General features: G+C 73.1%; 11 protein-coding genes. 6 read left to right on the plus strand and 5 right to left on the minus strand.

Translation table 11 applies throughout. The features are described from left to right. The first annotated feature begins 854 nt into the window (after window positions 1–854). Window positions 855–1,076, plus strand: coding sequence for a hypothetical protein (locus tag OG393_RS32430; protein WP_327378632.1), 222 nt, complete (start codon window positions 855–857; stop codon window positions 1,074–1,076). Between the two features lie 204 nt (window positions 1,077–1,280). On the opposite strand, the gene OG393_RS32435 is transcribed toward OG393_RS32430, so the two are convergent. Together OG393_RS32435 and OG393_RS32440 are read right to left on the minus strand one after the other, a co-directional pair. Further along, window positions 1,281–1,901 (minus strand): hypothetical protein, encoded by a 621-nt coding sequence (locus OG393_RS32435; RefSeq protein WP_327378633.1) that lies wholly within the window; start codon window positions 1,899–1,901, stop codon window positions 1,281–1,283. Further along, a complete protein-coding gene (locus OG393_RS32440; protein ID WP_327378634.1) occupies window positions 1,901–6,979 on the minus strand; it encodes a DnaB-like helicase C-terminal domain-containing protein in 5,079 nt (1,692 codons plus the stop codon). The genes OG393_RS32435 and OG393_RS32440 overlap by 1 nt, the downstream gene beginning before the upstream one ends. Window positions 6,980–9,360: 2,381 nt before the next feature. Between OG393_RS32440 and OG393_RS32445 the strand changes: the two genes are divergently transcribed. The 5 genes from OG393_RS32445 to OG393_RS32465 all read left to right on the plus strand — a co-directional run bounded on the left by OG393_RS32445 (window position 9,361) and on the right by OG393_RS32465 (window position 11,596). Then, complete coding sequence (locus OG393_RS32445; RefSeq protein WP_327378635.1) at window positions 9,361–9,618, plus strand: hypothetical protein; 258 nt, start codon at window positions 9,361–9,363, stop codon at window positions 9,616–9,618. A 130-nt stretch (window positions 9,619–9,748) separates the two neighbouring features. Continuing rightward, window positions 9,749–10,105 carry a hypothetical protein gene (locus OG393_RS32450; RefSeq protein ID WP_327378636.1) on the plus strand — a complete coding sequence of 119 codons (357 nt, stop codon included), beginning with the start codon at window positions 9,749–9,751 and terminating at the stop codon, window positions 10,103–10,105. A 55-nt stretch (window positions 10,106–10,160) separates the two neighbouring features. Further along, the gene (locus tag OG393_RS32455; RefSeq protein WP_327378637.1) at window positions 10,161–10,370 is read left to right on the plus strand and encodes a hypothetical protein; all 210 of its coding nucleotides are present in this window, start codon (window positions 10,161–10,163) and stop codon (window positions 10,368–10,370) included. Window positions 10,371–10,493: 123 nt separating this feature from the next. After that, a complete protein-coding gene (locus OG393_RS32460) occupies window positions 10,494–11,243 on the plus strand; it encodes a hypothetical protein (protein ID WP_327378638.1) in 750 nt (249 codons plus the stop codon). Window positions 11,244–11,335: 92 nt separating this feature from the next. Further along, on the plus strand, window positions 11,336–11,596 hold the full coding sequence (locus OG393_RS32465; RefSeq protein ID WP_327378639.1) for a hypothetical protein: 261 nt from the start codon (window positions 11,336–11,338) through the stop codon (window positions 11,594–11,596). Window positions 11,597–13,181: 1,585 nt separating this feature from the next. Here the strand turns inward: OG393_RS32465 and OG393_RS32470 are convergent. The 3 genes from OG393_RS32470 to OG393_RS32480 all read right to left on the minus strand — a co-directional run bounded on the left by OG393_RS32470 (window position 13,182) and on the right by OG393_RS32480 (window position 15,265). Next, window positions 13,182–13,376 carry a hypothetical protein gene (locus OG393_RS32470; protein WP_327378640.1) on the minus strand — a complete coding sequence of 65 codons (195 nt, stop codon included), beginning with the start codon at window positions 13,374–13,376 and terminating at the stop codon, window positions 13,182–13,184. Window positions 13,377–13,451: 75 nt separating this feature from the next. Further along, complete coding sequence (locus OG393_RS32475) at window positions 13,452–14,903, minus strand: hypothetical protein (protein ID WP_327378641.1); 1,452 nt, start codon at window positions 14,901–14,903, stop codon at window positions 13,452–13,454. Further along, window positions 14,900–15,265 carry a hypothetical protein gene (locus tag OG393_RS32480; RefSeq protein ID WP_327378642.1) on the minus strand — a complete coding sequence of 122 codons (366 nt, stop codon included), beginning with the start codon at window positions 15,263–15,265 and terminating at the stop codon, window positions 14,900–14,902. The genes OG393_RS32475 and OG393_RS32480 overlap by 4 nt, the downstream gene beginning before the upstream one ends. Window positions 15,266–15,280: the final 15 nt, after the last annotated feature.

Below are 15,280 nucleotides of genomic sequence, written 5' to 3' on the forward strand. Positions count from 1 at the left end.
CCCGGACACATGACGCGCCGTCACTACCGTGACGGAATGATGTAACGCCACTCCGTGGCTCTTGGCTGGCTAGGAGGAGGGGCTGGTACAACTCTCGCTCGTTGGGGGCTGCTCTTCGGGGCCGGCCCTTGTACCGGCATCCGAGTCTCCGGGCGGCCTCTTCCCCGATGGATTCGGTCCTCTACGGCTCAACCTGGGCTTTTCTTCTGTGGCTTCGGGCTCTGCCTGCTCCGGCCGGGCTCAACTCCCGGGTTCGGCCACTCCTTCGGTGGACACCCTCCGGGTGCCTCCCCTGTTGTGTACCGGGCTCCAGTATGTCACGGTCCCCGCCCCGTTACAAGTTGCTGGCTGGAGAATCTGTGACCCTGAGTCAGCTACCGTACTCGCCAACTGGTCTGAACCAGTCAGCTAATTCTAGCGGCCGAATCGGGACTTGTACAGGCAGCGGTGGAATTTTCTGTAACGCGCCTGATTGACGGTCAATCGCATCTGGCTGATTGCCCCTCATATCCTACGGGCTTCTCGCTGCGAACGGGGAAGTTGTACCGGACTCTATCAGCCTGAGCCTGTATCAGAATTGCATGGTCAGGGAATCCCGTCTGATGCCCCGTCTCCCCTCCCAGTTGTACCGGGGATTCATGTTGTGGCGCTTCGAGAATTGTACCGGGAATTCTCGGGAGACCGGGCGTTCGGAGGCGGGCCGCGGTGCCGCCGGAGGGCGGCTCGGCCGGCTTCTGCTCGGCCAGGTGGTGGAGCTCCGGCCGGGAGACCCGGCGGTGCGCAGCGGGCGGGGGCGGCCGCTGGCTGGGTTACCTCCGGGGGGCCGGCTCGTTGGCCTGGTGTGAGCGGCGCAGGTGGTCTTCGCGGCCTCGCACCGGGTCGAGGCGTTCGCGTCGGCCGGTGGCCGCGGGCCGGATCCGCACCTGGCCGGGCTGGCGTCCGGCGGGTGGGCGCGGTCCGAGGACTTCGAGGGCTGGGCGGAGCCGGCGGCCGGCTGGTCGGCCGTCTTGGACGTGGCCGGCGACGTCCTCACGGTGACCGGCCGGGCCGGCGTCTGCTCTACGAGGGCGGCCTGAACAGCTCGCGCGCCGTGGCGCCGCACCGCGCGCCGTCACGGCGTCTTCTTCGCCCTGGCCGGCAGCATCACCGGCCCCTGGGACATCGCGGAGGCTCAGCTGCGAGGTGAGATGTACGCGTTGCTGTGCCCGGTGGTGCTGGTCTGAGCTGGGGTGGGGCGCAGCTGCGGCCCGGTGGGGCGGGCGGGCGGCTGGTGGGGGTGGTCAGGCTCCGAGGCCGATGTGGCGGACGTAGGTGTAGGCGCCCCAGTCGGAGTCGAGGTCGGCGATGATGTCGTCCCAGATTTCCTCGAGCTTGCCGATGTCGCCGGCGACCATGGCGTCGACCGCGTCGTCCCAGACGTAGCGGACCTGCTGGGTGCGGATGCGCAGGTTGTCGCGGCGGCGCGGTTCGTCGACGACGTCCTGGTTGATGGGGTGGATCTCGACCCGGGTGCCCTTGCCGTTGTTGTTGAGGTGCTGCTTGAACGCGCCGGGGTTGTTGAGGATGTTGGCCGCCCGGAGGTTCCAGTAGGCGGTGTCGATGGCGTCGAGGTTGGCGGGGAGGGGGTGTTGTTTGCCCTTGGTCCAGGCGCTGATGGTCTTGGGGACGGCGGTGATGCCGGCGTCGGCCATGGCCTGAGCGCCGCCTTGGGTGGTGGTGAGGTACTTCATGCGGGCGGTGAGGCCGCGGCGGGTGGTGACGGGGGATTTGATGCCGCCTTCGACGATCATCCGTTCCAGGGCGTCTTCGAGGGCGCGGCCGAGGACGATTTTCCCGTGGCGGTTTTCGGGGTCGAGGTTGGCGCCGTATTTTCCGAAGTTCTTCCAGCCGTCGGTCGACATTAGGCGGCCTTTGCGTCGATGGTGTACTGGTTCTTGAGCTTCAGCTGAGTAGTGAGGCGGCCTTCTTCGAATACCGAGCGCCAGGGGACGTCTCCGGTGATGTGGAGTTCGTCAGTGCCACGGAGTTTCACGATGGTGAGGCCGTGGTCGTGGGCGCGCTTGGCCTTGTACCAGAGGTTGGCGAATGCCTGGCTGCGGATGATGTGCATCCAGTCGGGTCGGCGGAGGTCGCGGTTGAATGATGATTCGCCGATGGTGGACACGAACTTGGCATAGATCGCCTTGACGTATTTTTCGGTGACGTCATCGCCGTCGCGGATGGCGTTTTCGCGGGCGAGGGTGAGGACGCGACGGAACTTCTCCGTGATGTTTTCGGAGGCACCGGAGGTCCAGGACTGGGTGATGTCGGGGGCCTCGGCGAGGCCGAGCTTGTGGCAGCGGATCAGGAGGCGGATCGTGGCGTCGTCCAGGAGGACCGGGCCCGGCTCGCGGCGGTTGCCGATCGGGTCGGGCAGGTGCGGGTGTTCCCAGGCGGGGCGCTTGGGCAGGAGGTAGATGCCGGAGCGCTTGGAGTGGAAGCCGCCGTCGGGGTCGTGCTGCAGGGCGCCGATGGGCAGCCAGGTCTTCAGGGCGCTGCAGTAGGCGGCGTTGGTGTCGAGGACGTCGACGGCCACGCTGGCGAGGGTGCCAGCCTTGACCTGGCCCAGGAGCGGGCCGTTCTCCCACTTGTGGCGGCCTTCCCAGATGTCGTCGGCTCCGTCGCGGGTTTTTTTGCTGAGGAATTCAAGGCGTTCCGGGTAGACGGTGTGTTCGTAATTTCCGCCGACTCGGGTTGCCTCGAAGAGGGCCATTCCGTTCGGAATTGCTTTCAGCTCCAGCGCGGTGATCGCGGCTTCGGTGTCGCCGCCGTGCTCCTGGAGGGTCTGCTCGACGACCGAGCTGATCATGTCGAGGAAGTGGCCGTAGTCCCGGCCCGCGTAGTCCCCGCCGGCGGCGCGGGCGGGCCTGGGGGCGGCTGTACGCGCCGCGGGGCCCCGGGTCGGGCGCAGCGGGTGGGCGGGCGTCAGGTTGGCCAGGGTGGCCGCGGTGGCGGGGGTGACCTCGGAGTCGGGGTCGAGGTCGGGCGCAGCGGTGGTGTCCTGGGCGGGGTGGCCGGGGACGGCGGCGGTGGGCCAGGCGGGGGCCTGTGTGGGCGCCTCCGGCGCTGGGGTGGGGGTGTTGGTGGGCGCCTCCGGCGCCGGGGCGGTGGTGGTGCTGGTGCTGGTGGGCGCCTCCGGCGCCGGGCGGGGGTGGGTGTAGGGGGTGAAGGGGGTGGGGTCGGTGAGGCGGGCGTGGGTGCGGTCGGCGGTGAGGGTGAGGGTGGCTTGGGTGCCGAGGTCGCGTTCGGCGATGGTGACGAGGAGTTGGGTGGTGGGGGCGTCGGGGTGGGGGTGGAGGGTGAGGGTGGTGTCGAGGCCGAGGGCGGTGATCAGGTCGGGCTGGTCGGTGTCGAGGATGGCCAGGACCGGGACGTGGTGGGTGCGGGCGAGGTGGGCCAGGGCCTGGACGGCGTCGGTGAGGCGGGGGCCGGAGAGCGGGAGGCGGGGGTCGTCGAGGGCCTGGAGGCGGTCGACGACGACCAGGGCCAGGCCGGGCTGGGCGGTGGTGTGGGTGAGGTCGGCGACGAGGTCGGCGGCGGTCTCGGCGATGGCTTCGGGGGTGAGGTCGGTGCCGTCGTCGATGTAGAGGCGGGCGGCGGCGAGTTCGGCGTGGAGGGTGGTGGCGTCGGCCTGTTCGGCGGGGGTGAGGTGGCCGGTGCGCAGGCGGCGGTAGTCGACGGGGAGGTGGGCGGCGACGATGCGGGCGGCGACGTCGGCGCGGGTGAGGCCGGAGGCGGCGTAGAGGACGGGGAGGTGGTGGTCGAGGGCGGTGGTGCGGGCGGTGGTGGTGGCGAGGAGGCTGCCGCCGGTGCCGGGGGCGGCGGCGGCGAGGTAGAAGCGGCCGGGCTGGAGGCCGCCGAGGGCGTCGTCGAGGGTACGGATGCCGGTGGACAGGGCGCGCGGGCCGGCCGGGGTGTCGGTGTCCGGGTCGGGGGTCTGGGGGGTGAGGACGGTGGTGAGGGCGTCGGCGAGCGGCGCGAGGCGGCGCGGGGGCCGCGGGGCGGGCGCCGCGGGGGGCGTGGTGGTCGGCTGGTCGGCCGGCGGGGCCGCGGCCGCGGGGTCCTGCAGGGCGGGCTCGCCGGCCACCGGCGCCGGCGCGGGTGCGGGTGCGTTCGGGGTGGCCGGCTCGGCGTCGGCGGCCTGACCGGGCGCAGCCGCGGCGGGGGTGGCGGCCGGGACGGGCTCGACCACGGCGGGCGCCGGGGCCGGGGCCGGCTGGCCGGCGGGAGCGGCCAGGGTGGGGAACAGGGTGTCGTCCGGCTCGACTTCGCTGCTGCGGTGCGGGGCGGGTCCGCTGCCCGGGGTCGGCGGCGGTACGGGCGTGGGTGCGCTCGGGGCGGCCGGGGCGGTGGGAACGGCTGCGGCGGGGAGGGTGGCTGGGGCGGCGCCAGGGGTGGGCGTTACAACTCCGGTGCCATGTGAGGTTGTTGCTGCCGCTTCGGGTGTAGCGGGGGTGGGCCGGTCGGGGTGGGTGGCGGGCGGGAGCGGGGTGCCGTCGGGGGTGGCGGGGAGCAGCACGGCGAGGGGGGTGACGTGGCGGCGCAGGACTTGGGGGTGGCCGGTGGCGGCGGCCTGGATGAGGTCGCCGAGTTTCTTGCGGGCGTCGGCGGTGCCGTGTGCGGTGGCGGTGGTCAGGTCCCAGCCCAGGGCGGTGGCGGTGGTGGGGGCGGTGAGCAGGGCGTGGTGGGTGCCGCGGGCCAGTGGGGTGGAGGTGCCCTGGCCGGCGGCGCTGATCAGCTGCGGGAGGGTGCTGCGGGCCTGGTGCAGTGTCTGCGGGCTCGGGGCCAGGACGACGGCCGGGGCGGGACCCGGCGTGGCGGCGGTGTCGGCCGCCGGACCGGGAGCCGAACCGGCGGCGGGAGCGTCGGACGTGGTGGGTGGCGGCGTTGCGGGCGCCGGGGCCGGGGCGGCGGGGTCTTCACCGGGCGCGGCGGGCGCTGCCCGCGGGGTCGGGGTCGGCATGGTGGTGGTGGACTCCTTGGAGGGGTCGGCGGCGGGGGCCGGCTCTGCCGTGGCCCGGCCGGCGGCCGGGGCCGGGTGGGGAGCAGCGAGGTGTTCACCGGGCGCGGCAGCAGCACCAGGGGTGCGGTCGGCGGCCGGGACCGAGGCCGGGGTGGTGGGGGTGTTCTCGCGCGCCTCCGGCGCGGGGGTGACGGCCGGGGCGGGGGCCAGGCGGTGGTGGTCGGCCGTGGACTTCAGGCTCGCCAGCTTGGGGCGGTCGAGGACGGTGTGGAGGTGGTCGTCGCCCACCAGGACCAGGGGGAAGCGTTCCATGCCTCCCCGCGCCCACAGGCCGTAGAGCGTCTGCAGCGCGGCGGTGGCCAGTTGGTGGGCGTCGGGCACGACCACCAGGGGGGCGGAGCGGTCGAGTTCGGCGGCGACGAGCTTGAGCGCGGCGGAGTGCTCGCGGGGCTGCGGCTGGCGGTGGTCGAGGCCGAGAGCGGTGTACAGGGCGCGGATGAGGGCGGGTTCGTCGGTGTTGGGGTGGGGGCGGATCCAGACGGCGGGCAGCGGCTGGTGCTCGGTGGCGGCGGTGACCGCCGTGGCGGCCTCCGGGCCGGGGCCGGTGACGCACAGCAGGGCCCGGTGCTCGACCGTGGAGCGCAGGTCGTGGAGCAGGCCGTCGGCCTCCGGGGCGGTCTCCGGGCCGGCGGTGTCGTCGGCCGCCGGGTTGGGGTGGCCGGCGGGGGCCGGGGCGGGGCGCAGCGGGGCGGCGGAAGCCGGGGCCGGGACGGTTGCGGCCGGAGCGGCGGCGTGCGCGGTCAGGTGGCGGTGGGTCGCGCTGGTGTAGAGGCCGGTGAGTTCGGGTTGGCCGAGGACGTCGTCGAGGTGGAGGTCGCCGCCCAGGACGAGGGGGAAGGCCGAGTGGGCCCACAGCAGGCCGAGCCAGCGCAGAGCGTCCTCGGGCAGCTCGTGTGCGGCGGGCACGATGACCAGGTGGGGTGAGCGGCGCAGCTCGGCGGTGATCTTGACGACGGCGGTTTCCAGGGTGCGGGGGCGGCGCTGGCCGAGGCCGAGGTGCTTGAACAGCTCGGGGACTACCTGGTCCAGGGCGGTGCCGTGGACGTAGAGGGGCTGGAGTTCGCCGGTGTCGAGGGCGTGCATGAGGGCTGTGCTGGTGGCGACCGGGTCCGGGCTGGTGACGACCAGCACCGATCGGTGTTCGGCGGCCTCGCGCAGGTCCGCGGTCAGATCGCCGTCGGGCGCCGGGGTCGGCGCAGCCGGGCCGACCCCGGTCGGCGCGTCGGGGTCGGCGGCGGGCGCGGGCTGCGGCGCGCCGGGCGCGGGCGCGGGCGTGGGCGTGGGCGTGGGCGTGGGCACGGCGGCCTCCTGGACACGGTGGCGGGTGACGTGGGGGTGGAGTTCCGCGAGGTCGTGGCGCCCCAGGAGGCCGTCAAGGGTGGTGTCGCCGACCAGCACCAGCGGGAACGGCTCCGGCTCCCACAAGCGGTACAGCAGTTCGAGCGCGGAGGGGCGCAGCCCGAGGGTGGTGATGGCGATGACCAGGCGGGGGGCGCGCTGCAGCTCGGCGGTGATCAGGCCTTCGGCTTCGTCGAGACCGGGAAGCCGGCGGCGCCGGCCGAGGCCGAGCCGGCTGTACAGGGCGCGGATCAGGGACGAACGGTCGTGGCCGCTCACCTGCACGGTCGGCAGCTCCACGGGCTCGAGGTCCTGCGCCAGGGCGTGGGTGAGAGCGGTCTGGGCGGTGGTCGTGTGCGCGCTGGTGACCGCCAGGATCGTCCCGGGCGTGCGGGTGGCGTGGCGCAGGAGCTCCGGCAGGCCACCGACCGGGGCCGGGGTCGGGGTCCCGGCCGCCGGGTCAGTGGTCTCCGGGTCCGGTCCGGCGGGGGCGGGGCACGGCGCGGCGGCGGTGGCCGAGGTGGCATCAACGGCACTGGGAACGAGGGGAGTTGTATCGGCCGTGGACGGGCCGGACACGGCGCAGGTCGGCACGTCGGCGGCGGCCGAGGTGGCCGAAGTGGCCGAGGTGGCGCCAACGGCATTGGGGAGAAGGGGGTTGCGGCGGCCGGGTCGGCCGGGGCGGGGCCCAGCGGGACCGGGGCGGGGCCCAGCGGGACCGGGGCGGGGCCCAGCGGGACCGGGACGGCGGAGGCGTCCGCCGGGACGGCGGGCGCGTCGGTCTGCGGGGCGGCGGGCGTGGTCCCGCCGGTGCCGGACGGGATGTCCGGGCCCGCCACGGCAGCGGGGGCAGCGGACGCGGCAGCGGCCGGGTCGGCGGCGGCCGCCACCTCGGCGGCCGGGCCGGGCACAGCGGCGTCCGGGACGACGGGCGCGAGCGCGGCCGGTTCCACCCCGTCGTCGGGCTGCGGTCCAGCTGGGGCGCCCGGCGCGGGCGGTTCCGCCACGGCGGCGGCCTCGCCCAGCGCGGGCCGCAGGTGGTCGGCGACCAGCTGCTCCAGGGCCTTGTACACCTGGCCGGCCCTCTGGCTGGTCGGGCCGCCGAACGCGGTACGCGGGGCGGTGAGCAGCACGAGCCAGTGCGTCCCGGTGAGCTTGAGCCGGGCGGCGGCGCCGAGCGCGGACTTCAGCTTGCGGCCCGCCGGGGTGGCCAGGTGACCGCGTGGGGGGTTCACCAGCTGGTAGGCGGGCATGGCCAGGTTCTGGCGCAGCCCCAGCGGGATCGAGGTCCACAGCGGGTCTTCCGGGCCGGGAAGGGCGAGGTGACCGGCCGCCCCCGGCACCGGCTCCCGGACGACTGTGGCCGGTGCGGCGGAGGCGGTGGTGGTGGTGGTCCGGACGGGCCGCCGCGAAGAAGCCGTCCCGCGTACGGACTCGCGCGGGGAGTTTCCGGAGCGGGCCGGACCGGGTGCAGCGCCGGCGGCCGGGCCCGCGACGCCGGCGGTCGTACCCGGGGCCCCGGCGCCCCCTGCAGCCGGGACGACCGGGCCGTCGTCACCGGCCGGGGCCGGGCCGGCAACCGGCACGGTGGTCGGGGAGGCGGCCGGGCCGAGGGCCGGAGAAGCGACCGGGGCGCTCCCGACAGCAGACACCGGGCGGGCCGCGACGGCCGGAACAGCACCAGCAGCGGGCACGGGCGCGGGCGGACCGGCGGCGGGCGCGGTGCCCGAAACAGCCGGGGACGGGGACGGGGAGACGACCGGGCCCGCACCCGCATCCGGCACGGCCCCCGCCGGGACGGCGGCCGGGGCGCTCCCGACAGCAGGCACCCGGGCGGGCTCGGGTGTACCGGCCCCGGCGGCGGGTGTGGTGTCCGGCCCGGCCAGGCCCGCGACCGGCGCCACCCCGTCCGTACCGCGCGCCGCACCGGCATCACCACGACGACCGTCACCGGCAGCGGCAGCGGCGCGGGAGGAACGAGAAGAGGACACCACGACTCCAGACACAGAAAGGGGCACAACAGCAGACAACAACCGGCACCGGGCCGGAGGACGGCCCGGCCCGGCCCGGCACCGTCACCAGGACGACCCGGGCACCCCGCCCGGCACCAGGGCCGGGGCCGGAGGCCAAAACGGGTTCGGGCGGACGGGCCAGCCCGGCCGGGCGGCGGTACGACCGGACGGCCGGACCGCCGACGGGGCGGGCTGGCCCGTCCGCGGCGGACCGGCGGACGGCGGGAAGCCGCCCCGGCCCCGGACAGGGCACAGCACGGCCCGGACAACAAGCCGACCCACACCCGGAGAAGGTGTAACGCTGGGCGTCAGTCTAGCCACACCGGTACACACGAGGGCGGAATGTTGTAACGAGAACGAGTGAAAAGGGAACCCAACGAGCGCGACAGCGGCCCGACAAGGCCGGACCGCGGCGGGCCCGGGGCGGACGACGCCGAGGCGGCGGACGGACGGCGCGCGGGCGCGGCAGCGGGCGGCGCGCGGCCGGGGCGGCGGGGGCGGGCCGAGGCGGACGCGGGTCGGGGCGGAGGCAGGCCCGGCGGACGGACGGCGGACGGAGAGATCACCCCCGCCCGGAGGCGGACGGGCAGGGAGAGATCACCCCACCCGGAGGCGGAGGGGCGCGGCGCACCGGGGCGGGCGGACGGGAGCGCGCGTGCGGACGGCAGACGGGGGCCCGGGCCGCGCGGCGGACGGACAACGGCACGGGCAGCGCGGCCCGGGCGGATGCGCGGACAGCACGGGGCGCGGCGGGGCGGACGGAGAGATCACCCCCACCACCCCGCCGGACGTCCAAGAGCACGGACCGAGGACGGGCCAGGGCAACAGGGGTGGAGAGATCACTCCCCAGCACAGCCGGGACCGAAGTGAATTGCTTAACTCAATGAGTTCGGATATTGTAGTGCCCACGAGGTCGGGGGTGCCGACCGTCGCCACGAGGAGCCCGCGATGAACATCGACACCCTGGTCCGCTTCACCCCGCTGGCCTACGGCGTCCAAGTACTGTCGGTTGTGGCGTTCGTGGACGGCATACCGGAGCTCCTCGTTACATCCGCCGCCGTGAGCGGCACCGTCGGCGCCACGCTGCTCGCGATCATCCCGACCTTCGACAGCGCGTTGGAGGCACACAAGCCGCAGGTGGCCAAGGCGGGGGTCAGTCAGCTCGGCATTGCCTGCGCCATGGTGGCACGCCTGTTGTTCATCTGACCGTCGCAATACCACCCGCAGACTCGATGTTGCTTAAGTCTATGAGTTGCTGTACTGTAGTGATCACGAGGTCGGCAAAAGCCGCCGCCCGTGCGACCGCTCGGCCGGCGCGCGCGCCGAAGGGACTGAAATGGACTCCTACAACGTCAAGCGACGCGCCTACTCCACCTGGTACGTCACTCGCAACGGGGCCTTACTGGACCTCAGCGGCTACCTGGGAAGGCCCTACGCCAGCAGCCGACGCACGGCCGAGTTCTACGTCGGGTACTTCACCAGGTCGGACGACTATCAGGCGGAGTACGGGCTTCTGCTGACGCGGCGCCCCCCGTATTACGCTCTCCCCGAATCCACAGCCGCCCGCGACTCGCTGGAACTCGTGGCATCGACCATCAAGGCAATTTCTAGCGACACGGTCGGGCTCTTGATGTTGGCTGCCTGGATAGCGACGGTCTGCTTCCTCATGATCTTCGCGGTCGAGGTGCTGTAGGAGCCCAGCACTTCGATACCTCACACCGAACCATCATTCACAAGAAGGCGCGATCATGGAACACACCACCAGGCAGTACTCCATAACCCGGACGTCCGTGGAGGCGTTCCGGAAGCTGTTTGCAGAGCTCAAGCTCTGGGAGGCGCTGGCCGAGTGCACGGAGGTCCGGGCCTTCACCCGGAGCGTCTTCGTGGTCAAGGCCACGACCGTCGGACACCAGGCACTGCGGGAAGCCATGGGGCGAACGATGCCCGCCGCTGCCTGACAGTCGATGACCCATAGAATCAGAGTTGCTTAACTCTATGAGTCTGTGTAGAGTAGTTCTCACAAGGGGTCGGGAACGACACGCAGCCCGGCCCCGTCCAACCCACACGTCCAGGAGGACGACATGACCGCTCAGACCACCTTCACCACCGTGACCGGCGCCACCTACTCGGCTGAGAGCAGCATCGGCGAGAACGGTGAGGTGACCTACACGGTCAAGCGGATCGTGCAGGAGGGCGTCATTCCGGTGGGGTCCTTCGTGATCCACCCCGACTACGACGCGCAGCCCACGGTGCCGGGCCTGGTGAACGTCCAGTTCGGCGCGGGCTCGGCCGAGGACCGGCACCAGCGCACCGACGTCCCGGCCCTTGGAAGCGCCAGTACCCCGTTCGTGGTCGGGCACAAGAAGGTGAACCCGCTGGACATCACGGCCACCTCGCCGATCATCTGGCTCCACAACCTGGCCGGTGCCCAGTACGCCACCGGTGTCGGCGCGGTGGACATCTCCGGTCGAACCGCGATGCGCACCGCTGACCTGGTGACGGCCCTGGTGGTCGAGTGGATGAAGCGCGACGACCTCGCCGAGCTGACCGCCAAGTACGCCGAGTTCATCAAGTCGGAGACCCCCTGGACCGAGCAGCACGCCAAGGCGAAGGCCGACAAGATCGACATGCTCAAGCTCGACCTCCTGTCGATCGGCGAGCGGATCGCCGACCTGACCAAGCAGCGCGACGAGCTGCCCGAGAACGGGATGACCAGCCCGGACGTCACCCCGGACATGGCTCCCGCCGCACAGCTCACCGGCGCGATCGCCGCGCTGAACCTCAAGCGCGCGGACCTGGCGGACGAGCTGACCGCACTGACCAAGGCGTGACCCACCCCCCGGGGTGCGCCCAGTAGGCGCACCCCGGGCTCCCGGCCCAGCCCGGCCCAACCACCACGCCACCCCCTGGAAGGAGTAGGACCATGAGCGACTCGCTCTCCCCGGAGACACCCGACGGCGTGGCCGACGCCGTAGCGTTCATCACCTCCGCAGCAAGCACGCTGATCGCCCAGAAGTGGGGCGTACGACCGCCCATGGTCCACAAGGCGCTCAGCACTCCCGAAGCAGTCGCCGTCACCACTACGCGCTACCTCTTGGCCCTCGGGGCCGGGAAGTCCCCCGCAGAAGCCGCAGGGCACGTGGGTCGCTCCCTGCTGGCCGACGCCAACCAGCGCGCCGCGTAGCGCCCGCCCCCGCCCCCGCCCCGCTCACAACGTGAGCGGGGCACCCTGCTTTCTCCCTCCGCCCCACCGCTCCCGGCTCCCGGCTCCCGGCTCCCGGCTCCCGGCTCCCGGCTCCCGGACAATCTCACCCGTGCCACGCACCAATGGGCCGCCAACGTCCCTGGCCTGCTGCCGTCCGACCTACCCGCTCTGCTCGCCATGGTTCCGCCCTAAGCCACCTGCCGGTCACGTCCTCCGTCCGTCTGCACAGTTCTGCCGTTCCAACTCCGCTGTTCCTCTGTCCGTCGCCCGTACCGCTCCAACCCCGCTCCTCCTCCGTCCGTCGCCCGTACCGCTCCAACCCCGCTCCTCCTCCGTCCGTCGCCCGTACCGCTCCAACCCCGCTCCTCCTCCGTCCGTCGCCCGTACCGCTCCAACCCCGCTCCTCCTCCGTCCGTCGCCCGTACCGCTCCAACCCCGCTCCTCCTCCGTCCGTCGCCCGTACCGCTCCAACCCCGCTCCTCCTCCGTCCGTCGCCCGTACCGCTCCAACCCCGCTCCTCCTCCGTCCGTCGCCCGTACCGCTCCAACCCCGCTCCTCCTCCGTCCGTCGCCCGTACCGCTCCAACCCCGCTCCTCCTCCGTCCGTCGCCCGTACCGCTCCAACCCCGCTCCTCCTCCGTCCGTCGCCCGTACCGCTCCAACCCCGCTCCTCCTCCGTCCGTCGCCCGTACCGCTCCAACCCCGCTCCTCCTCCGTCCGTCGCCCGTACCGCTCCAACCCTCTGCCTCTCGCCGCACGCCGGCTCTACCCGCTCTCTCCCGATCCAGCTGATGTTTCTTCGCACGTCCATCCAGCTCCGCCATAGGCCCGTAGGGAAGTAGTCGGCGTGCCGCAGTGCCCTTGTCCGTGCCTGTGACCTGCCTGTTTGGCTTCCAGCGACTCGAATGGAAAGAGACTCCAAACAGAACCTGAAACGGAACCTGAAAGAGAACTCCAAACAGGACCCCAAAGAGAACCCCAAACAGAACCACCCTGTCCGCTCCCGGCCGACGCGATCCCGACCTTCCGCCTGGGGGAGACATCTCCTCCAGGCGCACGAGCGGCCATGAATCCCGCCGCCGGCTACAGGGAGGAGATGTCACTCCCCCGCGGTCGGCGCTTCCTTTCCACTCCGGACGGAGGGGAGAGATCACCTCCCGGCCCAGCCGCATCCGAGGCTGCCCGGCCAGTCGGCCAGCTGTGCGCGGGGAGAGATCTCCTCCCCGACCGGAATCTCAGCGTGGAGGGGAGAGATCTCCCCGGACGCACGGTCCCCGGACCGGAGAACACCCGGTCCCGGTCGGCGGTCGGGGCCTGGGTCTCGGCGTAGTAGTAGTGGTGATGGACTTCGACTCCGAGGGCGACGGCTCGGGGCTGTCCTTCTCCCTCGACGTCGGTGTGGTGGCTCCGCCGTCTCGGGGCGAGGATGTCCGTCTCCCCCAGGGCGGCCTTGACGTAGGCCCGGGCCCCGAGCTCGTCGCCGCCGATCGCGGCGGAGTCGGCGACGGGCTGGCTCCGGGGCGAGGCTGCGGGTTCTGCTCGGTGGCGCTTGGTCGGGATCATCTTCATCGGCGGGCCTCGCGGTCCTCGGCGGCGCGACCCGGGAGGGGCGGGACGAGCGTGAGGTGCGGGCGTCCGACGTGCCGCAGGCGGGCGGGGACCCGCGGGGAGAGCGCGGGCCGCCGGTCGGCGACGAGAGCGAGCACGTCCGCGACATGGTCGTCGAAGGACTGGGCCGGCGTGTTGGCTGGGCTGGGCATGGCTGGGTCCTCACAAGAATTCGGGAGCCCGCGGGCGGCCGGGGTCGGCGCCGCAGGGCGAGGCAGTGGGGCGGGTCAACGTCGGCCGGCGCCCGCAGGGACGAGGAGCTTCGAGCCGGGAAGCTCCTGGTAGCCGTCGGCCAGGCCGGCGAGCAGGAGCTCGTCGTCGAAGGTCTGCGCGGTCTGGGCTGTCGGCCGGTCCTCGGTGTCGGGTGCGAGAACCTCGTTGGCCAGGGCCAGGGCCTGGTCGACGTGCCGCTCCAGCGGGGCTGCCGCGCCGGCGCCATACCGGGTCACCGCAGCCGGGAGCCAGGTGTCCTGGGACTTGTGGAACTTGCGGGCGCGAGGGGTGCCGATGCCGACGGCGCTGGCGCACTTGTTGATGCCCCATGCGAGCTTGCCGTCGCGGCGTCGGGGCACGAGGCGGACGAACCGCTCCTCCACCTCCGCGTCCGTCAGGACGTCGGTCATACCGTCGGCGGCCCCCATACCGCTCGCCACCTGCGGCTCTTCGGGGGAGGGCGGGTCGTCCGGGGTGCCGGTATGGGCGGTGCCGGTATGAGACGGAACGGTTCCGGCGACTCCGATCAGCGTGCCGCGCATGGCTTCGAAGGCCGCGGCGGAGCGCAGATTCATACCGGCCCATTCCGCTTGCCGGACGCGGAGCTGCAGTCGGCCGACGACCTGTTCCAGCACGGCCGGGTCGGCGCACCGGGCTCGTTCGCTGGCGGTCTGTGCGCGGCTGTCAGCCCGTGCTTCCAGGAGCCGGTATGCCCAGCGGGTCGGTCGGCCGGCCTTGCGGACCGCTTCTTGGGCGCGGCGCAGCCGGTACCAGCGGAAGGCGGCCCGGGAGACGCGGACCTCGGCGGTGGCCTCTTCCTGGGCCAGGTCCTGGCGGGCGGCCAGGAGCAGGGCGACGCGGACGGCCTCGACGGGGTGGAAGAGGCGGACCAGCGCAAGACGGCGGTCCGGGCGGGCGCGGCTGCTGCGGGCGGCTCGGCGTTCCTCCAGGGAACCGAGTTCCCACAGGACCGCGGCCAGGACCGGCCACACGGCGCGGACGACCGCGCCGAGCAGCGAGGCGGCTTCGGCCGCCGAGAAGAGGGAGCTGGTGCCGGCGAGCACCCAGAAGAGGACGCCGGACAGCCCTGGTCCTTCGCCGGCGCGGGCGCGGCGGCGGGCTCGGCGGCCGCAGACCATCGCGGCGATGTCGAGGGCGATGAAGGGCAGCAGGTCGAAGGGGTCGGTCAGGCCCATCTGGTGGCGGCCCACACGGCGGAGCCCTGTCGCCGACAGGGCCGCTGCTGCGGCGGCGATGACCATCGTCAGGCGGTCTTCGACGCGGCGTCCGTTCAGGTCGGCGGCAGCGGAGCGCTGCTTGTCGTCGAGGGCGGCGTGGACGGCCCGCCGTCGGCGCAGGGCGAGGACCGGGCCGAGGGTGAGGACGATCGTGCCGGCGACGAACTGCCAGGAGGTGAGCAGCTTGGTGATGGGGAGCGTCGTTCCCGGGAGCTGGTCGAAGGTCACGGGCTGTCCCTTCGGGCGGCCGCGCTGGCGGCCTCGGCGGCTCGTGCCTGCAGCTCTGCGGAGGCGACGAGGGCGGGTTCTTCGGTGACCCAGGTGCGAAACGCCTCGCGCTCGAGGGTGGCCTGGTGCCACAGCGCGAGCAGCAGGGGGACCAGCGGGCTGATCTGGTCGGTGGCGGCCGTGGCGGGGATCGGCACGGCCACGATCTCGGCGGGTTCGCGCCGGGCGAGGTGGCTGATCAGCCGGCGGTGGCGGTTGCGCAGTTCGGCCAGCTCGCGTCGGGCGGTGCGGGCCTCGTGGCGCGCGGTCGCCGCTGTTCGGAGCAGGCCGGCGAGGGCGCCCTTGCGGATGAAGCGGATCATCGGTCACCTCCGCGG

Origin of the sequence: Streptomyces sp. NBC_01216 (assembly GCF_035994945.1) — a bacterium.
Taxonomy (GTDB): Bacteria; Actinomycetota; Actinomycetes; order Streptomycetales; family Streptomycetaceae; genus Streptomyces.